Consider the following 21464-nt stretch of genomic DNA (forward strand, 5'->3'; position numbering starts at 1 on the left):
AACGACCACCGGCTCGGCGTTCTCCCCGTCCGGGACCGGCGCGGCGGCCACCGCCGCAGGCTCCGGTGCGGGGGCCGGTGTGGGCACCACGAAGACGGTGCCGGCGCCGGTGCCGTCGCCCGTCGGGGCCGCGGCGGCCCGTGAGACCCGGCGACGGCGACGGGCCGCCGGCTCCGCTGCCTGCTTTTCGGCCTCCGGTGCTTCGGCCGGCCGCGCCTCGCGCGTGTCAGCGGGCCCAGCCTTGCGTGATTCGGCCGGCCCAGCCTCGCGTGTTTCGACCGGCCCAGCCTCGCGTGTTTCGGCCGGCTCAGCCTCGCGTGTTTCGGCCGGCTGGGCCGGCGCTGCCTGCGCCTGCTCGGCGCCGGATTCCGCCGGGTTCTCGTCGTGGTTCCCGTGGTGCGCAGCCATCGCCAGGGCCACCGGGTGGGCACGCTTGACGGTCGCGTCCACTGTCGCCACCTCGGGTACCGGCGCGGGCGCGGCCGTCTCGGTCGTCGCCGCCTCCGGCTGGGTGCCGCGGTCACGGCCCCGGCGGCGCCGGGAGCCGCTCTCGGCACGGGCGGGCCGCCCACCGTCCTCGGCCGCGCCGGCCTCGACGGGTTCGCTGTGCACGACGATGCCGCGGCCGTGGCAGTGCTCGCACGTGGTGGAGAACGCCTCCACCAGACCCGTGCCGAGCCGCTTGCGCGTCATCTGCACGAGCCCCAGCGAGGTCACCTCGGAGACCTGGTGGCGGGTGCGGTCCCGGCCGAGCGCCTCGGTGAGGCGTCGCAGCACCAGGTCGCGGTTCGACTCGAGCACCATGTCGATGAAGTCGACGACGATCATGCCGCCGATGTCGCGCAGCCGCATCTGCCGCACGATCTCCTCGGCCGCCTCGAGGTTGTTGCGGGTGACGGTCTCTTCGAGATTGCCGCCGGCCCCGGTGAACTTGCCGGTGTTGACGTCGACGACGGTCATCGCCTCGGTGCGATCGATGACGAGCGTGCCACCGGACGGCAGCCACACCTTGCGGTCGAGCGCCTTGGCGAGCTGCTCGTCGATGCGGTGGGCGGCGAACACGTCGCGTCCACCCGAGTCGGGATCGTGCCGCTCCACGCGGGGCACCATGTCCGGTGCGACGGTGCGGATGTAGCTCTCGACGGTGGTCCAGGCGTTCTCGCCCTCGATGACGAGTTTGGAGAAGTCCTCGTTGAACAGGTCGCGAATCACCTTGACCAGCAGGTCGGGCTCTTCGTAGAGGGTCTTCGGCTGCCCCGAGCCGTCGGACTCGAGCTTGGCGGCCTGCTCCTCGATGGAAGCCCACTGCGTCTGCAGGCGCTGCACGTCGCGGGCGAGCTCGTCTTCGCTCACGCCCTCCGCCGCGGTGCGGATGATCACGCCGGCCTCGGCCGGGACGATCTCGCGCAGGATCTCCTTGAGCCGCTTGCGCTCGGTGTCGGGCAGCTTGCGGCTGATGCCGGTGGACGAGCCGCCCGGCACGTACACCAGGAATCGGCCGGCGAGGCTGATCTGCGTGGTCAGGCGGGCGCCCTTGTGCCCGACCGGGTCCTTGCTGACCTGCACGAGCACCCGGTCACCCGGCTTGAGGGCCTGCTCGATCTTGCGGGAGTTGCCGCCGAGCCCGGCGGCCTCCCAGTTGACCTCGCCGGCGTAGAGGACGCCGTTGCGGCCCCTGCCGATGTCGATGAACGCCGCCTCCATCGAGGGAAGCACGTTCTGGACACGGCCGAGGAAGATGTTGCCGACCATCGAACCGGATCCGGCGCTGGTCACGAAGTGCTCGACCAGGACGCCGTCCTCGAGGACCGCGACCTGCGTGATGTTCCCGGGGTGCGCACCGTCACCGGTCTTCTCCCGCACCACCATGACGCGGTCGACGGACTCGCGACGGGCGAGGAACTCCGACTCGGTGAGGATCGGGGGCCGACGGCGGCCCGCGTCCCGGCCGTCGCGGCGGCGCTGGCGCTTGGCCTCGAGCCGGGTGGAACCGGTGATGCCCTGCACCTCGTCCTTGGCGGCGCGGGCCTTGGGCCGCGGCTCGCGCTCGTGGACGACGGTGGGGACCGAGTCGTCCTCGGCGACGGTCTCGGCGCCGTCCGCGCTGCCCTTGCGGCGACGACGACGGCGACGACGGCGCGAGGGACCTTCCGCGGACTCCTCCTCGGCCTCGGCCTGCTCGGCCTCGGCCTGCTCGGCCTCCCCGCCTTCGGCCTCCCCGGCCTCCGGCCCGGCGGTCGCGGCTTCCTCCGTCGTCGGCTCCTCGGCCTCCGTCGGCTCCTCGGCCTCCGCTTCCTCGGCCTCCGCCGCAGCTGTCCCCTCCTCGGCGGTGGTCTCGTCCTGCGTCTCGGGCTGTTCGCCGCGGCCACGGCCACGGCCACGGCGGCCACGACGGCGCCGACGCGGCTCCTCCTCCTCGGCGGTCTCCTCGGCCGGTTCCTCCACCGCGGCGGTCTCCTCGGTGACCTCCTCGGCGACGGCGGGCTCGGGTGCCTCGGCCGCTCGCCGGGAACGGCGTCGACGGGGCGGGGCCTCGACGGGAGTGGTGACCTCCGGCTGCAGGAACAGCGGTGCGCTGACGACGGGCTCGGCGGTGCTCGGTTCCGGCGCGGCGAACACCGGGGTCTCCTGCTCCACGCCGGTGAACAGGGCCGGGGCCGCGGGTGCCTCGACGGACTCCGCGGCGGGTTCCTGAGCGGTAGTGTCCTGGACCGCGGCCGCCGGCTCCTCCACGGGGACCTCGGCGGGCACCGCGACGGCGGCCTCTCCGGCGGGCACCTCGGGCGCCTCACCCACCGGTTCCGGTGCGGCTTCCGCGGTGGGCACCGGTTCGGCCTCGGCCGGTGCGCCGAGCGCGGCGCGGATCTGTTCGGCGAGGTCGCGCTGCAGGCTCGAGTGGGCACTGCGCAGCTCGGTGCCGAGGTCGGCGGCCTTGGCCATGACCTGTTTGCTGGTCAGGCCGAGCAGTTTGGCAAGGGCGTGCACGCGCATCTTCGGCGGCAGCACCACGGTGCCCTCTTCGTTGGAATTGTCGTTCGGCGGCGCTTGTTCGGCCACGTAGGTCTCCTCGGGCCCCCGGGCGCGTCCATCCTCGTCTCGAGCGATGTGACGCGGCCACGCGAGGGCGCTGTCTGTGTGTGCTCGCACCGGGAGGCGCGAGATGTGCGGTCTCGCATCGCGCGGTCGTCCGGTGCCCGTTTTCACTGCACGGCCGAGCGGTGCCTGGCTGGATCGCGGATCGAGCGCCGGTGCATCCAGCGTGCAACCGAGCGAGGTGTCTCCTGCGTCCCCGGTCACAGCGATGTCGGGCATCGATCCGTGATGTCGTTCGGTCGTTCCGCAACACTCGAAGCGGGGCGACCTACCTCAGTATCCCACACAGAGGTCCGTGGATACGCCAACGGCGCCCCGGAGGGCGCCGTGGCGGGGCAGTCGATACGGATCAGGACCCGGCGAGGGCGGGGAACCAGAGGGCGATCTCGCGCTCGGCGGACTCCACCGAGTCGGAGCCGTGCACCAGGTTCTCCCCGGCGTCGAGCCCGAGATCACCGCGGATGGAGCCGGGAACGGCCTTCTCCACCGGATCGGTGCCGCCCGCGAGCTGACGGAACGCGGCGATGGCCCGGGGGCCCTCGAGCACGGCCGCGACCAGCGGGCGCGAGGTGATGAACTCGATCAGGCCGGGGTAGAAGGGTTTGCCCTCGTGCTCGGCGTAGTGGGCGGCGGCCACCTCCTCGGTGGCGGTGCGCAGCTCGAGTGCCACGATGTCGAGTCCCTTGCGCTCGATGCGCGAGAGGATCTCTCCGACATGACGACGGGCCACGCCGTCGGGCTTGATCAGTACCAGGGTCCGCTCAGTCACGCGCACAGCGTAGTGGTCAGCCCCGCTGCCCCGGCAGCAGACCCCGCGCCTCGCGGTCCTTCATGTCCTTGCGCAGGTACAGGATGTAGCCCCAGACCACGCTGAAGAGCACGCCGACGATGCCGAGCGACAGGTCCACCACGAAGCCCAGCAGGGTCAGCACCTGCAGCGCGAGGTTGTACCAGAGCGCCCACGGCCGGCCCTGCAGCCCGGCGCCCGCGATCATCGCGACGGCGAGGAGCACGATGTAGCCGCCCGAGAACCACGTCAGCCCCCCACCGATGACCGCGACGACCGGCAGCACGAGCAGGACCACGATGGCTTCGAGGACGAGCGTGCCGGCCATGACGCCGCGCAGTCCCTTCCACGGGTCCTTCGCCGGGGGCCGGACGGCGGAGTCCCGATCCGGCGATTCGCCGGGGTTGTCAGCTGCCTCGCTCACGCGGGGTCCTTTCCGAAGAGAGTGCGGGCGGCGCCGGCGGTCACCACCGAACCGGTGACCACGACGCCCGCCCCCGATACTGCCTCACCCGGCTCGGCGACCTCCTCGGCGATGGCGATGGCCGTCTCGAGGGCGTCGGGCAGTGTCTGCGCGACCACCACGCGTTCGTCGCCGAACCGGGCCACGGCCAGGTCGGCGAGCTCGTCGACGTCCATGGCCCGCGGCGAACCGTTGTGGGTGACGACGATCTCGTCGAACACCGGCTCGAGCGCGTCGAGCAGGCCGGGCACATCCTTGTCGGCCATCACCGACACCACTCCGACCAGCTTGCGGAAGTCGAACTCGTCGGCCAGGGCCGCGGCGAGCGCCTTCGCCCCGTGGGGGTTGTGGGCGGCGTCGAGGAAGACCGTCGGGGCGCTGCGCACCCGTTCGAGCCGGCCCGGGTTGAGCACCGACGCGAACGCCGCGCGCACCGCGTCGCCGTCGAGCTGCCGGTCGGCGCCGGCGCCGAAGAACGCCTCCACGGCGGCGAGCGCGAGCGAGGCGTTGCGGGCCTGGTGCTCGCCGTGCAGCGGCAGGAAGATGTCGGTGTACACCCCGCCCAGGCCCTGCAGCTCGAGCTGCTGACCCCCCACGGCGATGCGCCGGGCCAGGACCTTGAACTCGGAGCCCTCGCGCGCCACGGCGGCATCCGCCTCGACGGCCCGTCGCAGCAGCACCTCCATCACCTCGGGCTCCTGCTGGGCCAGGACGGCGACGGTGTCGCGGGGAACCAGCCCGTCGTCGGCAGCCTTCTTGATGATCCCGGCCTTCTCCCCCGCGATCGTGGGGAGGTCGGGACCGAGGTACTCGGTGTGGTCGAGCCCGATCGGGGTGATCACCGCCACCTGCGCGTCCACGACGTTGGTGGCGTCCCAGGTGCCACCGAGCCCCACCTCGACGACGGCGACGTCGACGGGAGCCTCGGCGAACGCGGCGAAGGCCATCGCCGTGGTCACCTCGAACTTGCTCATCGCCGGGCCGCCCGCAGCCTGCGACTGGGCGTCGATCATCGCGACGTACGGCTCGAGTTCGCGATAGGTGTCGACGTAGGTGCGCGGCGAGACCGGCGCTCCGTCGATGCTGATCCGCTCGGTGGCCAGCTGCAGGTGCGGGCTCGTGGTGCGGCCGGTCCGCCGGTGCAACCGGGTCAGCAGGGCGTCGATCATCCGGCTCACCGACGTCTTGCCGTTGGTGCCGGCGATCTGGATGGCCGGATAGCTGCGCTGCGGGGATCCGAGCAGATCCATCAGCGCCGCGATCCGGGTGAGAGACGGCTCGATCTTCGTTTCGGGCCAGCGCTTGTCGAGTTCGGCCTCGACGAGGGTCAGCTCGGCCAGGTCGACCGGCGAAGGCTGCGCCGGCGTCGCCGCGGACCGGTCCTCGCTCACGCCGACCCCAGCTCCTGGAGTCGGGAGGTGATCCGGGCGATCTCCTCCTCCGCGATCTGCTTGCGGGCGGTGATCTTCTCGACGACCGCCGCGGGCGCCTTGGCGAGGAACGCCTCGTTGCCGAGCTTGGCGGACGTGCCCGCGAGCTCCTTCTCGGCGACCGCGAGGTCCTTGCCCAGCCGGGCACGCTCGGCCGCCACGTCGACGGTGCCGGAGGTGTCCAGCTCGACGGTGACGGTGGCGCGGGACAGGCGCACCTCGATGGAGGCGGTGGCGGAGAACCCGTCCGCCGGCTCGGTCAGTCGCGCCAGCGACCGCACGGCCGGCACCTGGGCGGCCAGGTCGGCGGCGTCGATCTCGGTGAGCCGCGCGGCGACCTTCTGCGACGGCTTGAGGCCCTGGTCGCTGCGGAAGCGGCGGACCTCGGTGACGAGCTTCTGCAGATCCTCGACGCGGCGCGCGGAGTCGGCGTCGGCCGCGACCCCGCTGGTGCCCGGCCACGACGCGACGACCACGGACTCGCCGCCGGTGAGCACCTTCCAGAGGGTTTCGGTGACGAACGGGATCACCGGGTGCAGCAGGCGCAGCAGCTGGTCGAGGACGTTGCCGAGGACCGCCTTGGTCCCCTCCGCGTACTCGCTGCCGTCGGCGAGCTGCACCTTGGCGAGCTCGAGGTACCAGTCACACACCTCGTCCCACGCGAAGTGGTAGAGCGCCTCGCACGCCTTGGAGAACTCGAACCGTTCGAACGCCTCGTCGACCTCGGCGCGGACCTGCTCGAGCCGGTCGAGGATCCACCGGTCCGCGTCGGTGAGCGCAGCGCGCGCCGGCAGCTCGGTGACGACGGCGCCGTTCATCAGGGCGAACTTGGTCGCGTTGAACAGCTTGTTGGCGAAGTTGCGGGAGGACTGCGCGTGGTCCTCGCCCACGGCGAGGTCGCTCCCGGGGTTGGCGCCGCGGGCCAGGGTGAAGCGCAGTGCGTCGGCGCCGTACCGCTCCACCCAGTCCAGCGGATCGATGCCGTTGCCGCGCGACTTGGACATCTTCTTGCCGTACTGGTCGCGCACGAGGCCGTGCAGGAACAGGTCCTTGAACGGCACCTGGACGCCGGACTTCCCGCCGGCGGTGATCGCCTCGTCGTTCGCGACGTACAGGCCGAACATCATCATCCGGGCCACCCAGAAGAACAGGATGTCGTAACCGGTGACGAGCACGCTTGTGGGATAGAACTTTTCGAGCTCCGGCGTCGTGTCGGGCCAGCCCATCGTGGAGAACGGCCACAGGCCCGAGGAGAACCAGGTGTCGAGCACGTCGGGGTCCTGCTCCCACCCCTCGGGGGCGGTCTGGTCCGGACCGAAGCACTCGACCTCGCCGTCGGGGCCGTACCAGATCGGGATGCGGTGCCCCCACCACAACTGCCGCGAGATGCACCAGTCGTGCATGTTGTCGACCCAGGCGAACCAGCGCGGTTCCTGGCTGGCCGGGTGAATCACGGTGTGGCCGTTGCGGACCGCGTCGCCCGCCGCCTCGGCGAGCGCATCGACCTTGACCCACCACTGCATCGACAGCCGGGGCTCGATGGTCTCGCCGCTGCGCTCGGAGTGACCGACGCTGTGCAGGTAGGGACGCTTCTCGGCGACGACCCGCCCCTGCTCGGCCAGCGCCTCGCGCACCTTGACCCGCGCCTCGAACCGGTCCATGCCGTCGAATTGCGTTCCGGTGTCGGCGATCTTGCCGGCCTTGTCCATGATGGTGGGCATCGGCAGGTTGTGCCGCAGGCCCATCTCGAAGTCGTTGGGGTCGTGCGCGGGCGTGATCTTCACGGCGCCGGTGCCGAATTCGGGGTCGACGTACTCGTCGGCGATCACGGGGATCCGCCGGCCGGTGAGGGGGTGCTCGAGGGTGGTGCCGACCAGGTGCTTGTAGCGCTCGTCGTCCGGGTGCACCGCGACGGCCGTGTCGCCCAGCATCGTCTCCACCCGGGTGGTGGCGACGATCACGTGCGGCTCGTCGTCGTTGAGGGAGCCGTAGCGCAGCGACACGAGTTCGCCCTCGACCTCCTCGAACTTGACCTCGATGTCGGAGATCGCGGTCTGCAGCACGGGCGACCAGTTCACCAGTCGCTCGGCCCGGTAGATCAGCCCGTCGTCGTAGAGCCGCTTGAACATCGTCTGCACGGCCCGCGAAAGGCCCTCGTCCATGGTGAACCGGTCGCGGGACCAGTCGACGCCGTCGCCGATGCGGCGCATCTGGCCCTGGATGGTGCCGCCCGACTCGCGCTTCCAGTCCCAGACCTTGTCGACGAACAGTTCGCGGCCGAAGTCCTCCTTGGCCTTCCCGTCCACCGCGAGCTGCTTCTCGACGACGGTCTGGGTGGCGATGCCGGCGTGGTCCATGCCGGGCAGCCAGAGCACCTCGTAGCCCTGCATGCGTTTGCGGCGCGACAGCGCGTCCATCAGGGTGTGGTCGAGGGCGTGGCCCATGTGCAGGCTTCCGGTGACGTTCGGCGGCGGCAGCACGATCGAGTAGCCGGGCTTGTCGCTGGACGGATCGGCGACGAAGTAACCGGCGTCCACCCAGCCCTGGTACAGCTCGTCCTCTACGGTGCTGGGGTCCCAGCTCTTGGGGAGGGCGTCGGCGGGGTTCTGGTGGTTCTCTGGCGCACTGGTCACCCCGCAATCGTAGTCAGCGGAGGCAAACCGCCTGCACACGCCCCACGGACCCGGAGCGGGCCTGCTGGACTGCGGATCACGGGTACGGCACCGTGACAGATGTGAACGAGTTCCGCTTCGCCACGAACGTCTTCGCCCTGGAGTCGGCCGGCGCGTTCGCCGGCCGGTGCCGCCGCATCGAGGCCCTCGGGTACGACACGCTGTTCGCCGCGGACCACCTGGGGGTCGCCGCGCCGTTTCCCACGCTCGTCGCCGCGGCGCAGGCGACCGAGCGGCTGCGGGTGGGCACGCTCGTCCTCAACGCCCCGTTCTGGAATTCGGAGCTGCTGGCCCGCGACGTCGCGACCACCGACGTCCTCACCGGCGGCCGGCTCGAGCTCGGCCTCGGCGCCGGGCACATGAAGTGGGAATTCGACGAGGCCGGCATCGGCTGGGAGCCGATCGGCCGCCGCGTCGATCGGCTCGAGGCCCTGATCGACGGTCTGGGGCGCCGCTTCGCGGAGGGTGGGTACCCGCAACACGCCGAGCTGCGCGCCGGCATGGGCCTGGCACCGCTGCAGCCGGTCCAGCGGCGCGGGTTCGGCGGCACCGGTCCCCCGCTGCTGATCGGCGGCACCGGGGACCGGGTGCTGCAGCTGGCGGCCGAGCGCGCCGACATCGTGGGGGTGGCCGGTGCCGTGCAGGTGCCGGGGCAGGCGCCCGGGGTGCTGCGCATCGCGACGGCCACCGAGGCCGACGAGCGCGTGCGGTTCGCCCGTGAGCGCGCCGGCGCCCGCGCGGACCGCCTCGAGTGGCAGGTGCTGGTCCAGGCGGTCGTGGTGACCGACGACCGAGAGGGCGCGGCGCGGGCACTGCTCGAGCGCTACGGTCCGATGATGAGCGTCGAGGAGCTGCTGGACACGCCGTTCGCACTGATCGGCACGGTGGAACGGATGGCCGATCAGGTCCTGCGCAACCGCGACCGCTACGGCTTCACCTACTACACCGTCCACGGGCCGTATCTCGAGGCCTTCGCCCCGGTGCTGGAGCGGGTGCGGATGCTGGGCGGGTGAGCGTCGCCCCCCGGCGGAGATGCTGCTCGAATCCCGAGCCGCGCACCGGTGCGATCCGCGTCGTCAGCCGCGCACCGGCGCGATCCGCGTCAGCCGAGCACCTCGGGCAGTTCCCGGGGGCGCGCGAGCACGTGCTCCGAGAGGAACGCCTCGACCACCTCGTACCAGATCTTCGCGTGCTGGGGGCTGAGCACCCAGTGGTTCTCGTCGGGAAAGTAGAGGAAGCGGTGCACGGTGGAGCCGTCGGCGGCGGCGGGTACCCCCGACTCGGACAGCAGCTCGTACCACAGCCGCAGTCCCTCCCCGATCGGCACGCGATAGTCCTTGTCGCCGTGGATCACCAGCATGGGGGTGACGATGTCGGCGACGTACAGGTGCGGCGAGTTCTCCACCGCCATCTCGGGAGTCATCTCCCGGGCCCAGTACCAGGCCGAGTCCGTGGTGGGCCCGAACTGGTCCAGGGCCCACAGGCTCGCGTGGGTGACGATCGCGTGGAATCGGTCGGTGTGCCCGGCGATCCAGTTGGCCATGTAGCCGCCGAAGGATCCCCCCATCGCGGCGGTGCGCTCGGCGTCGATCTCGGGTAGTTCGATCGCCGCATCGGTCAGGGCCATCAGATCGGTGTAGGGCTCCTTGCCCCAGCGGCCCCACCCGCGTTGGACGAAGTCCTGCCCGTAACCGGAGGACAGCGCGGGGTCCGGGAGCAGCACGGCGTAGCCGCGGGCGACGAGCAGCCACGGGTTCCACCGCCACGACCAGGTGTTCCAGGAGCCGAGCGGGCCGCCGTGGATCCACAGCAGCAGTGGCGCGGGCGCGTCGGGATCGGCGGTGGCCGGCAGGGCCAGCCAGGCCCGCAGCGGGGTGCCGTCGGCGGCGGCGGTGGTGGTGATCTCCGTGAGGCGGCCGGGCAGTTCGGGCTGCTCCGCGGGGGCGCGCAGCGCGGTGACGGTGCCGGGGGCGTCGAGCGCGATCCGCACCGGGTGCGGCGGTGTGTCGTAGGCGGCGCGCAGGGCGTAGACGCACGTTCCGTCGGGCGCGACACGCAGGTCGGTGTAGGCGGCGGCGTCGGTGGTCAACGGCGTGGGGACGTCGGCCCACAGCGCCACCTGGAAGATCGGGGCGCGGCCGTGTTCGTCGGCGGTCACGAGCAGGGCCCCGGAGTCGGGCCGCCAGACGACCGACGTCGGCCACCGGTCCCACCCGGGCACCAGCTGCGTCGTCTCACCCGATCGAAGGTCGAACAGCCGCAGAGTGATTCGCGGCGCCGTCTCGGGGTCGGAGTGCGTCTCGTGCAGGAACGCCACCCGGGTGCCGTCCGGCGCGATCGCGGGGGCGAACACGTCGGCGGCCTCGTCGTCGACGAGGACGGTGCGCAGTCCGGTGTCGGTGTCGATGCGCACCAGGGTGGTGCGGCGGGACGCGAGCGGCCCGGGCACCGACCAGGTGGTGACGACGAAGCTGCCGTCGGCGGCGAGGTCGAGGGACGCCTCACGCAGGGCGCCTCCGGGCCCGGGGGTCAGGTCCGACAGGGGCGCGTGTGGGCCGTCCGCGAGGGCGAGCAGGTGCGGTTCGGCCGGTCCGAGGTCGTGATCCCAGTGGCGCACCGGGTATCCGGTGTGCAGCACGGCGGAGACCTTGCGCTTCTTGCGGGCGTCCCGGATCCGCTCGTCGTCGCCGTCGGTGCGGCCGAGTACGTCCGCCGTCACCACGATCCGGTCCGCCGCCTCGGCCGCCCACACGCCGCGCACCCCACCCTTGCGGGAGACCACGCGCTGTGCTTCGCCGCCGGCGGCGGGCAGCCGCCACAGCGCGGCAGGGGCGTCGTCGCCGTCCGTCCCGTCGGCCCGGGCGGCGGTGAACAGCAGGTCGCCGGCGGCGGTGAAGACGGGATTCGACTCGCCCTTCGCACCCCATGTGAGCCGCCGGGCGGGCGCATGCCCCTGCGGGTCGACCTCCCACAGCGCCCCGACGTACCCGGTCCCCTCCTCGTCCAGGGTGGACTGGGCGATCACGACGCGGGTCCCGTCCGGCGACAGCGCGAGCGCGGTGACGCGAGGGAGAGCGAGATAGTCGTCGAGGTCGTCGAATGCGGTCATGGTGCCCGAGGGTAGTGCTCGCCGGAGGCGTCACCGGGGAGCCGACACGGCCCGGTCGGGATACGCCGCCGGCGCGCCGCGCGGGAACGAGCGGTCAACCCGCCAGCGGGTGGTCTGCGGACAGCGCGGCCAGGCGCTCGAGCAGCGGGGCGACGGCGACGAGGGCGGCCGCGTCGTCCGGCTCCATCTCGGACAGCAGGCGCGCCACACCGGTGATCCACATCCGGCGGATCAGGTAGTCGTTGCGTTCCGCCAGGGGCGGGGGCGTCCGGTGCAGGGGGTGGGACCGTCCGTCGCGGGGGTTGGACGTGCGGGCCACCAGTCCCAGCTGGACCAGGCTGCGCACCGTCGCGCTGACGTTGCTGCTCTGCAGTCCGAGCACGCGGACGAGATCGCGGGAGCCGTGCCGCGTCACATGCGCGGTTGCCTCATCGCATCACCGGCAGTATCCGCGCGCCCGACCGGCCCGATGCCGCCTCGATGAAGGCCCGCGCATCCGGGACGGCGGCGAGCACGTTGCGGGTGCGTTCGAGTGCCTCCGGTTCGGGCGGCGGTCCGCCGACCGTGTCGACGACGTCGAGCAGGTGAACGGTCGTTTCGAGGATGGCCAGGTCGAGGAGCGCGCCGAGCGTCACCGAGCCCAGCAGAGGATGTGGGACGACGGTCTCACGGCCGAGGCCGGTCAGGCGATCGAACGCCTGCGGCAGTTCGACGGCGAATCGCTCGACGAGCGTCCCCCGGCCGACGTCGGTGGCGGCGCGGCGAACCATCTCGGCGATCCGTCGGTGCATCGGTTCGGCGGCGACCGGGTCGGCGTTGAAGACGCGGAGCATCTCCGCGGCGCTGGTGACCTTCGCCGTGCCGTCGGACGCGGGGTCGGCGAGCAGGGCGATCAGGGCGTCCGGTGTGACGTGGACGTAGAGGTCCCGAACGGTCCAGCCCGGCAGCCGGGTCGGGGCCGTCCACTGCTCGTCGCTCAATTCCCGTGCCCGTTCGGCCCACGAGCGCCACAGCCGTATCAGCAGGGCTCGATCCCGGTCGAAGGTCGATGTCACCGCACTCCCCCTCGTTCGGTCACCCGCGCGGCAGCCTCGGCCGGTGGGTGGTCGTTTTCCTGATGCTCCCGTCGGTGTCGTAGTAGGTCCACTCGCCGGTCTTCCTGCCGTGCTCCCAGTTTCCGCTGTCGACGAGCGTTCCCGCCGTGGTCCAGCGCTCCCAGTGGCCGTGCTTCTCACCGCGGGCGAACCCGCCGCGCTGCAGCAGGCCGCCGGTGGCGCGGTACCAGGTCCAGGGGCCGTGCAGGACGCCGCGGTCGTAACCGCCCTCGGAACGCAACGCCCCGCCGGCGAAGTAGTGCCGCCACGTGCCGTGGCGCTCACCGTCGACGTAGTTGCCCATCATCACCCCGCCGTGCGGGTCGGGCTCCGCCCACTCGCCGGTCTTGCGGCCGTGACCGTCCACGGCGTTCGGACTCTCGGCCGGCGTGCTCATCCGGAAGTCCCGAACCGGCCCAGGGCGCTGCGCGCGCCGTCGGGCCCGGCGGTGACCGTCGAGAGATCTCCCACGAGCGACGAGTATATGCAAGCGATTGCTTGCATATCAACAGCTCGGCGGGACGCGCGCCGAGTCACCGCGTCACGGGCGCGCGCCACATCTTCCACAGGGTGGGGCCGCCGTTCGGGACGGCGATCTCGCCGGTGACCCGGAAGCCGAACCGCTCGTAGTAGGAGATGTTCTTCTCCTTGCTCGATTCGAGATAGGCGGGCACGCCTTCGGCGTCACAGCGGTCCAGCCGGGACCGCAACAGCGCCTTCCCGAATCCCCCTCCACGCGTGGCGTTTCCGGTCCCGATGGCGGAGAGGTACCAGTGCGGCTCGGCCGGATGCGCATCCTCGAGCGCGCCGTTGACCTCGGCGCCGACGCGGGCGCGGCCGCCGAGCGCGTGAATCATTCCCGCGGTGACCAGGACCGACCGCCAGCCGGTGACCTTCCATCGGCCCGGTGGCGCCCACATGGTCGCACCCCCGGTGGCACCGTCCGGACCCTCGGCGATCTCGAGTCCGCCGTGCGCCAGCAGGTGGTGGCGCGCCTCCGCGGCGAACATGCGTGGCAGACCTCGGCGCCGGCGCTCGTCGTCGGGCCACATCCACATCATCACCGGATCGTCGAAGAACGCATCGGCGAGGGTGCGGGCGAAGACCGGTATGTCCCGTCTGGTGACCGGGCGGACGGCGGGGGTCATGCGGACGAGGCTACCGGCGTCAACGATGGAACGTTGCCGCCCAGCAGGTTTTACGTCGTTGTCACATGGGGGCGGGCACGACTGTTTCATTTCGTGCAACACTGTTTCTCAGCACGAAACCACCCCTGTTGCGAGTTGTGAGGAAGCACGATGACCGAAACCGCGAACATCGTCATCGTCGGCGGCGGACTCGAGGGCCTGGCTGCGGCCTGGTGCCTCGCCGAGCGCGGCGAAACCGACGTTCTCGTCCTGGAACGCGGAACTCTGTGTTCCGGCATGACCGGCAAGTCGAGCGGCATCGTCCGCTGCCACTACGGCGTTCCGTCGCTGGCGGCGATGGCCTGGCACGGCGTGCAGGTCTTCTCCGAGGCCGAGCAGATCTTCGGCACCGACATCGGCTTCCGGCAGACCGGATACGTCGTCGGCGTCGGGCCCGACAACACCGCCCCGCTCGCCGCCAACGTCGAGATGCACCGCTCCCTCGGTGTGCCCGTCGAGACGATCGACGCCGACGAGGTCCGCCGACTGCTGCCCGGAATCGCCCTCGATCCCTTCGCGGCCTTCGCGTACGAACCACTCGGCGGCCACGGCGACGCCTACATGACCGGAATGGCCTACGGCACCCGCGCCCGTGCCCTCGGCGTGCGAGTGCGTCAGAGCACCACCGTCACCTCGCTCCTGCAGCGCGACGGCGGCGAGGTCTACGGTGTGCGGCTCGCGGACGGCTCCGAGATCCACGCGGGCACCGTCGTGCTCGCGACCGGCGTGTGGTCGCCGGCGCTCGGCGCGACCGCCGGGGTGGACATCCCGATCCGGGCCCAGCGGGAACAACTCCTGCTGGTCGACCAGGGCGAACCCACCCCGGACATCCCCACCTTCTCCGACCTGGTGAACCTGCAGTACATCCGGCGCGAGCCCAACGGGGACCTGCTGGTGGGCAACAGCGACCACTCCACCCCGGAGTGGGCCGACCCGGACGACTACGTCAATCGCGCCGACGACCCGTTCGTGGAAACCGCCATCGCGAAGCTGGACCGGCTGCTGCCGGCCATGCCCGATCCGCGGCTCGCCTCGTCGTACGCGGGGTGCTACGACACCACCCCCGACTACAACCCGGTCATCGGGCCGTCCCCCGCCCCGGGGCTGTTCCTGCTCGTGGGCTTCAGCGGCCACGGCTACAAGATCTCCCCGGCCGTGGGCCGCCTCGCCGCCGACCTCCTGCTCGACGGCATCAGCAGCGACGCCGCCGTCGACGGCGCCGACTTCCGCTACTCCCGTTTCGCCGAGGGCAAACCGCTCGCCAGCCTCAATCCGTACGTCGGGGCCGGAGAGATGCGCTGACGAACCGGGCCGGCCGGCACGCCGCTGTACCGAAGCCCCGGAGGGGTATAGAACTGAAGGTGACGCTTCACCGCGGAAACCGGAGAAGGTACACGGCATGCCGGAAGGCGAGGACCTGTTCTCGGCCACGGGAGAGCCGGACACGGTTCTCCGCGTGTTCGAAGCACTGCCGTTCGCCCTCGGCGCGTGGCAGGGACCCGATCACGTGTACGTCGCGACCAACGCCGCCTACCGGGCGCTGCTGGGGCGCGACGACCTCCTCGGCCGGCCGGTGCGCGAGGTCGTACCGGAACTCGAGGGCCAGCAGTTCTTCGAGCTGCTCGACCGGGTGGCGGCGACCGGCGTCGCCGAGACCGCCAAGGAGTGGCGCCTGCAGATCGATACCGACGGTAGCGGCGTGGTCCGGGAGCGCTACTTCGACTTCACCATCGCCCCCCGTCGCGACCCCGACCGCGGCGTCGCCGGGCTGCTCTTCTTCGCCTCCGACGTGACCGACAGTGTCCTGGCCCGGCGCGGCGCCGAGGCACGGGCCCAGCTGATGTCGGAGAAGTACGAGCAGGCCCGCGACGCGGTGACGGTGATGCAGCAGGCGTTGCTGGCGCCGTCCGTCCCGGTCGTGCCGGGGGCCGAGGTGGCGGCCGCCTACCTGGTCGCCGCCGAGGACACGGCCGCCGGCGGCGACTGGTTCGACGCGTTGGCCCTTGCGAACGGCGAACTCGTGCTCATCACCGGGGACGTCGTCGGGCACGGCGTCGAGGCCGCCGCCGTGATGGGGCAGCTCCGCGCGGTGCTGCGCCAGCAGATCCTCGCGGGCGCGGACGTCGCCGCCGCCCTGTCCACCCTCGACGCCTTCTCGGCGCACGTCCCCGGCGCCCGCACCGCGACGGTCTGTGTCGTCGTCCTCGACACCGCCACCGGCCGGGTCCGCTACTGCACGAGCGGGCATCCCCCGCCGCTGGTGGCGAGCCCGGCCGGGGCGGTCCGATACCTCCCACCCTCGGGCGGAACGCCGATCGGTACCGGCTCGACGTTCCCCGTCGCCACCGACGCCCTCGCCGCCGGCGACGTCGTGCTGCTCTACACCGACGGACTGATCGAGCGCCCCGGCCGGCCCCCGCCGGCGAGCACCGCCGAACTCGCGGAGCGGGCGGCCCTGAGCGTGGCCGGCCGGTCGTTCCCGATCCCGGACACGCGCGCCCGGACGGTGGATCGGGTGTGCGCGGAGATCCTCGAATTCCTGCTCCGGGAAACCGGATACAGCGACGACGTGACCATCGTGGCCGCTCAGCGCACGGCCATGCCGGATCCCCTGCAGCTTCGGCTCCACGCCGACCGGGAGGCACCGAGGTCGGCACGGACGTCGTTGCGGCGATGGCTCGTGCGCATCGGTGCCGACCATGCCGGAACTGTGGCCGTCGAGCACGCGGTCTCCGAACTCGTGTCCAACGTCGTCGAGCACGCCTATTCCGGCGGCGACGCCGGGCATGCCCCGGTCGACATCGACGGGACGCTCGACGGCGACGGCTGCCTCCGGGTCCGCGTGCGGGACCGGGGCCGCTGGAAGACCCCCGCGAAAACCCCGGAGCCACATCGGTTACCGACCAGCCGCGGCCGCGGGCTCACGATGGTCCGGATCTTCGCCGACGACCTCGTCGTCGACAGCGACGACACGGGCACGACCGCGACGGTCACGTTCCGGCTCACCCGCAGCGCCCGCGTCGTCACCGAGTTCACGGAAGGCGCGATCGTCGGCCGTCCCGAGGTCTCGCCCGAATTCGCCGTCGCCGAAACCGAACCCGGTCGTCTCGCGGTGCGGGGGGACATCGACATCGACACCGCGCCCATCCTCAAGGGGTGCCTCGACGCCGTATCCCACAGCGGAACGCTGTCGGTGACAGTCGATCTGAGCGAGGTCACCAACCTCGGCTCCGCCGGGGTCTCCTTGCTCTCGACGGCCCGCGACCGCGCGGCCAAGCAGCACTCCACCGTCACGTTGGTGGCGCCACCCGGCAGCACCGCCCACCACGTGCTCAGCCTGGTCGGACTCCACGGCCGGGCCGACCCCGGCGGCGGCGACATCCCGGAGCCGTCAGGGGATCCGGAGACGTGAACCCGGCACCGACCGGGGGTCGGTGCCGGGCGAAATCCGGCTCAGCTCGCGATCTTCCGTCTCCGGGACTGCACGTACTTCTCCCGCTCGGAGACCGACATCCCGCCCCACACTCCGTAGGGTTCGCCCATGGTGAGCGCGTGCTCGCGGCACTGCTCGATGACCGGGCACCGATGGCACATCTCCTTGGCCTTCGACTCTCGCTGGTACCGCGCGCGGCCCCGTTCGCCGTCGGGCGAGAAGAACACCGACGAGTCGACGCCGCGGCACAAGCCCTGCATCTGCCAGTTCCAGACATCGACGGTCGGCCGGAGCGGGTGAGGTGACAATGGCACGGGGCTCTCCTTGACAGCAGGCTCGCACGCAGTGCGAGCGGACCGGACGAAAGTCTGCGACCTTTCGCTCACTTCGATCCACGCGCCGGGACCGCCCCGAAGGGCCGATTCTCGGTTCGTCGATCTCATGGACCGGGGAGTACCCCGCGCCACCGAAATTCATGCCAACAAAGAGCGAGATTTGTCGAAGGTTCGCGAGACCGTAGGCGGCGCCGCCGGCCGGGCTATTCCCCCGGAGGACATACCGCCTGGTCGGGGGACGACGCGGCCGCGTCGCCCCGCGCGAGGGCGACCGTCGCGGCCACCATCACCGCCGCCGCGGTGACCAGAACCACACTCATGGCGCGGTCCGCGTCGAGGTATTCCCCCAGGACCACGAAACCGAGCAGCGACGCCACGACCGGTTCCAGGACGGTGGTGGCGGGCAACGACGCCCGCAGATCACCGGCCTGGAACGCCGCCTGCTGAACCGTCACCGCCCCCGCGGCGAGGAGCAGGAGCGCCCACAGTTCGGGAGCGGTGGCGAGCGGCAGCACACCGCGGGACGCGATGTCGACCACTCCCTTGGTCAGTACGGCCGAGACCCCGAACAGGGCGCCGCCCACGGCGCCGAGCAGCAGCGCCTTGCGCGCGCCGCGCACCCGCCGGGCGGCGATCAGACCGGCCGCCACCAGCGGGGCACCGACGAGACAGGTGAGCACCCAGTGCAGCGGCTCGGCCCGGGCGAGTCCCGGCCGGGGATTCCCCAGCACCACGAGCACGGCGACCGACCCCGCGAGCGCCGCCGCCCACAGCCACTCACTCCGGCCGACGCTGCGATCGGCGAGGCGGGCACCCAGTGGCAGCGCGAACAGGAGTGACAGCACCAGCAGCGGCTGCACGAGCAGCAGAGAGCCCCGGCCGAGCGCCGCGGCCTGGAAGGCGTATCCCCCGACGCCGGCGACGGTGCCCAGCCACCACACGGGGTTGCGGACGAGAGCGGTGATCGGGCCCAGCGTGCCCACGGCGTCGTCCGGCACACCGGCTGCCGTGCGTTGACGCACGACCGTACCCACCGCGATGCACAAGGCCGCGGCGATCGCCAGCAGCGCTGCGCCCACCGAGTCCGACACGCGCCCAACCCTAGGGCGAAGCGCGGTACCTCGCCGATCGAACGAGCCGGGCCCGACCGGGTCGCCCGCGGCCGGTCGCGCGGTACCACCCGGGGACGGTCAGCGGCCGGCCATCGCCCTGAGCAGCGGGGCTGCGGGCAGCGACGCGAACAGCGCCGCCTCGTCGCGCCACGTCGACTCCTCGTCGAGGAACCGCAGGATCGGCTCCGCGGAGGACCGGTCGAACAGCCCCGCGAAGGCGCGCTCGAGCACCGCGGGCCGCTCGACGACGGCCCGCAGCAGCCCCTGGTCGTACCGGGCGAACCGGGACGGAGCAGGCTGCACGTCGAAGGGATGCCCGTGCCGGGCGAGCGACTGCGCGATCGCCGCACTGTCGCACTGGATCCGCTGGTACGCATATCCGCTGCTGCCCTTGAGCATTCCGCCCGCGGCGCCGATGCGCACGATGTTGCCGCTGCGCCGCGCGGGCGGCCGCGACGCCAACGGAAGCCGTGCGGACTCGTCCGCCTCCACGATGTAGGTGTCCTCGTCCGCGCCGAGCACGGCCGCCAGGTACTCCCGGAGCGCCTCGTCGTGAGCGGCGGTGCCGACGGGCCCGCCGTCGGGGTGCGCGAAACTCGTGTGCTCGACGAGGGCGTGCCGGGTATCGGTGGGCAGCACGTACACGAAGGACGCCGCCCGGCGCTGATCGGTGCGGAAGTCGAACAGGGTGGGGACGTCGGGATCGAACAGGGGAGCTTCGGTGCGGATCCGCCACCCGCGGAAGTCCAGCCACGCATCGGGGCTCGTCCCCCGGTCGTCGGCGTCGGGGCCCCGGCCGTCGAAGACCCACTCGGGGTGCAGCTCCGTGCCGTCGGACAGGGCGACACGCGGGCGGGCCCCGTCGTGCACCTGCGTCACCCGGCCGGTGCGGAGCCCGATGTCGTCGACTCGGTCCGTAACCTCGCCGACCACCGACGCCAGGTCGGCTCCGCGGACGACGCCGTACCGGTACCGGCCGAGGCCGAGCGTGCGGGCCCGTCCGCCCGCATGGACCCGGATCCGGGCGAACCGCGCGGAGACGGCCGCGTCGAGCAGCCCGGACCGGCGGGACCAGAACGCCCAGCCGGCGTCACGGATGTCGCGGGCGCCGTCGTCGACGAGCACCACCGGGCCGGGTCGCGCCGGGACGGCGGCGAGATGGGCCGCCAGCGACAGTCCGCTCAGGCCCGCACCCAGGACGGCGATGCCGCCGTCGACCGGTCCGCTCCACGCTCGCACGCTCGCTTCTCCCCTCGCCGGAGACCCTCCCTCCGTCACCGTACCGGCCGCCGGTGAATCCGGTGCGCCACTACGCGGCCCGGGCGCGCGTCCGCTCGCGCAGCCAGGCCATCGCCGGCATGCGGTAGGAGTCGATGCCCTTGTACGCGGCGATCTCGGCGGGCAGTTCCTCGACGATGTCGGCGAGTTGCTCGGCCCACGCCGGGACCTGCGCGATCTCCTCGAGCGGTGCCATGTAGGTGCGGATGTTGAACACCAGCGCCCCCGTCATCGGCAGGCGGATCAGGTGCTCGAGTTCGATGCGCAACTGGATGCGGCCCCAGTCGCGTTCGGCGATCAGCCGCGGCATGTCGTCCATCCACTCGGGCATCGTCTCGAGGCTGGTGTCCCGGCGCCGCGAACCGACCGCGGAGAAGGTCCAGTTCACCCGCCGGTACGGCCGCTCGGTGGTGAGGCGCCGCATGAACTGCTCGGCGCGGTCGGTCACCCCGTTCGGGGTCAGGCCGGGAACGGGCCGGTGGATCTCGTGCAGGCTCATGCCGATGTCGAACTTGACGGACCAGTCGGCGGACGACGTGACCAGCGCCGCGTCGAACCACAGGTGCCCGTCGCGCTCGGTCACCAGCAGCACGTCGTCGGGCAGCTGACACCCGATGAACACCAGCGGATGCTCCGGCAGGGTGCCCGAATCCCCCGGCACGAACCATTGATCGATTCCGAGAAGGTCGTTGCGCCAGCGGTATCCGCCGTTCTCGACGTCGAGATGCATGACGTCGGGAAACGAGGCCGCCATGTCGCGCATGTAGTAGAGCATCAGGTCCCAGCACGCCGGCGTCATGTGCGGCAGCATCTGCACGCGCCCGGGGTCGGCCTCGACGATCGAGCGACGCAACCGCATCATCTCGACGTACTCGTCGTGGCTCTTGCCCAGGTCGACGATGTGCTCGCCCCAGGCCCCGGCGGCGGTCTCGGTGCGGCGCGGCGCCGGTTCGACGTTCACGGCGTAACGGAACGTCCTGTCGCCCTCGGGGAAAGGCCACGGCAGGCAGGACAGGTCGCTGGCGACGGAGGTGGTCACGAAGGTTCCTTTCCGGATGGCGGGTCAGGCCACGGCGCCGAGGTAGGTGCCGTGATGTCCCGACAGATGAGGACGGATCTCGAGGTCCAGGCCGCACGAACCGCAGGCGACGACCGCCCCGGGAGCGGCGTCGACGGACTGGGTGGTGGCGCAGTGCGGGCAGAACAGCGACACTCCGTCGGCGGCGGTGACGTAGGTGGTCATCTCGCACGGCAGCACGCCGGCGGTACGCGCCGCAGCCGTCGCGGCCATCGCCTCACGCCGCGGGCCGGCGATCAGCACGCGGGCGCCGGCGCGGGCCTCACGCACGAGCCGCGACACCTCGTCCGCGCTCGCGTTCGGCACCGTGGTCGCGACGCGGCCGAGGGCGAGTGCCTGCGCCGCCCAGGCCGTCACCGCGGCCCGCGCGTCGGCGCAGTCGCCGAGGCTGAA

18 protein-coding genes are annotated in these 21464 nt (G+C 72.0%); 3 read left to right on the forward strand and 15 right to left on the reverse strand.

Annotation, left to right across the window (positions count from 1 at the left end):
* The 5 genes from CQZ88_RS20400 to CQZ88_RS20420 form a co-directional block, all read right to left on the reverse strand.
* Nucleotides 1-3057, reverse strand: a 3057-nt coding sequence (locus CQZ88_RS20400; protein WP_102800221.1) for a translation initiation factor IF-2 N-terminal domain-containing protein, incomplete at its 3' end; no start/stop codon positions are given.
* Nucleotides 3058-3442: 385 nt separating this feature from the next.
* Nucleotides 3443-3862: a nucleoside-diphosphate kinase gene (gene ndk, locus CQZ88_RS20405; protein ID WP_006937234.1), complete on the reverse strand. Its 420-nt coding sequence runs from the start codon at nt 3860-3862 to the stop codon at nt 3443-3445.
* 16 nt (nt 3863-3878) lie between these two features.
* On the reverse strand, nt 3879-4304 hold the full coding sequence (locus tag CQZ88_RS20410) for a DUF4233 domain-containing protein (protein ID WP_006937236.1): 426 nt from the start codon (nt 4302-4304) through the stop codon (nt 3879-3881).
* Entirely contained in the window at nt 4301-5734 is a 1434-nt protein-coding gene (locus CQZ88_RS20415) for a folylpolyglutamate synthase/dihydrofolate synthase family protein (protein WP_006937237.1), read from the reverse strand. The genes CQZ88_RS20410 and CQZ88_RS20415 overlap by 4 nt, the downstream gene beginning before the upstream one ends.
* Nucleotides 5731-8406, reverse strand: a complete 2676-nt coding sequence (locus tag CQZ88_RS20420; protein ID WP_006937240.1) for a valine--tRNA ligase — start codon at nt 8404-8406, stop codon at nt 5731-5733. Before CQZ88_RS20420 ends, CQZ88_RS20415 begins: the two co-directional genes overlap by 4 nt.
* A gap of 101 nt (nt 8407-8507) precedes the next feature.
* Between CQZ88_RS20420 and CQZ88_RS20425 the strand changes: the two genes are divergently transcribed.
* Nucleotides 8508-9458, forward strand: coding sequence for a TIGR03621 family F420-dependent LLM class oxidoreductase (locus tag CQZ88_RS20425; protein WP_065922663.1), 951 nt, complete (start codon nt 8508-8510; stop codon nt 9456-9458).
* Between the two features lie 89 nt (nt 9459-9547).
* On the opposite strand, the gene CQZ88_RS20430 is transcribed toward CQZ88_RS20425, so the two are convergent.
* From CQZ88_RS20430 to CQZ88_RS20450, 5 genes are all read right to left on the reverse strand, one after another.
* A complete protein-coding gene (locus CQZ88_RS20430; protein ID WP_065922664.1) occupies nt 9548-11554 on the reverse strand; it encodes a S9 family peptidase in 2007 nt (668 codons plus the stop codon).
* Nucleotides 11555-11648: 94 nt separating this feature from the next.
* A complete protein-coding gene (locus CQZ88_RS20435) occupies nt 11649-11969 on the reverse strand; it encodes a helix-turn-helix domain-containing protein (protein ID WP_065922665.1) in 321 nt (106 codons plus the stop codon).
* Between the two features lie 13 nt (nt 11970-11982).
* Nucleotides 11983-12609: a maleylpyruvate isomerase N-terminal domain-containing protein gene (locus CQZ88_RS20440; RefSeq protein WP_065922666.1), complete on the reverse strand. Its 627-nt coding sequence runs from the start codon at nt 12607-12609 to the stop codon at nt 11983-11985.
* Between the two features lie 19 nt (nt 12610-12628).
* Nucleotides 12629-13045, reverse strand: coding sequence for a toxin-antitoxin system YwqK family antitoxin (locus CQZ88_RS20445; RefSeq protein WP_050035071.1), 417 nt, complete (start codon nt 13043-13045; stop codon nt 12629-12631).
* A 136-nt stretch (nt 13046-13181) separates the two neighbouring features.
* The gene (locus CQZ88_RS20450; protein WP_044476010.1) at nt 13182-13796 is read right to left on the reverse strand and encodes an N-acetyltransferase; all 615 of its coding nucleotides are present in this window, start codon (nt 13794-13796) and stop codon (nt 13182-13184) included.
* A gap of 150 nt (nt 13797-13946) precedes the next feature.
* On the opposite strand from CQZ88_RS20450, the gene CQZ88_RS20455 reads away from it, so the two are divergent.
* A complete protein-coding gene (locus tag CQZ88_RS20455) occupies nt 13947-15137 on the forward strand; it encodes an FAD-binding oxidoreductase (protein WP_006937253.1) in 1191 nt (396 codons plus the stop codon).
* Nucleotides 15138-15234: 97 nt separating this feature from the next.
* Nucleotides 15235-17247, forward strand: coding sequence for a SpoIIE family protein phosphatase (locus CQZ88_RS20460; protein WP_029543130.1), 2013 nt, complete (start codon nt 15235-15237; stop codon nt 17245-17247).
* A gap of 41 nt (nt 17248-17288) precedes the next feature.
* Here CQZ88_RS20460 and CQZ88_RS20465 read toward each other — a convergent pair whose 3' ends face one another.
* From CQZ88_RS20465 to CQZ88_RS20485, 5 genes are all read right to left on the reverse strand, one after another.
* Nucleotides 17289-17528 carry a WhiB family transcriptional regulator gene (locus tag CQZ88_RS20465; protein ID WP_044476011.1) on the reverse strand — a complete coding sequence of 80 codons (240 nt, stop codon included), beginning with the start codon at nt 17526-17528 and terminating at the stop codon, nt 17289-17291.
* A gap of 278 nt (nt 17529-17806) precedes the next feature.
* On the reverse strand, nt 17807-18694 hold the full coding sequence (locus CQZ88_RS20470) for a DMT family transporter (RefSeq protein ID WP_065922667.1): 888 nt from the start codon (nt 18692-18694) through the stop codon (nt 17807-17809).
* A 99-nt stretch (nt 18695-18793) separates the two neighbouring features.
* Entirely contained in the window at nt 18794-19954 is a 1161-nt protein-coding gene (locus tag CQZ88_RS20475) for a lycopene cyclase family protein (protein ID WP_102800215.1), read from the reverse strand.
* A gap of 70 nt (nt 19955-20024) precedes the next feature.
* Complete coding sequence (locus CQZ88_RS20480) at nt 20025-21032, reverse strand: DUF3445 domain-containing protein (protein WP_050035069.1); 1008 nt, start codon at nt 21030-21032, stop codon at nt 20025-20027.
* Between the two features lie 24 nt (nt 21033-21056).
* Nucleotides 21057-21464 (reverse strand): dimethylamine monooxygenase subunit DmmA family protein (locus CQZ88_RS20485; RefSeq protein WP_258008699.1); only part of this gene is annotated, 408 nt, incomplete at its 5' end.

The organism is Rhodococcus sp. ENV425, assembly GCF_002887785.1.
Lineage (GTDB): Bacteria > Actinomycetota > Actinomycetes > Mycobacteriales > Mycobacteriaceae > Rhodococcus > Rhodococcus aetherivorans.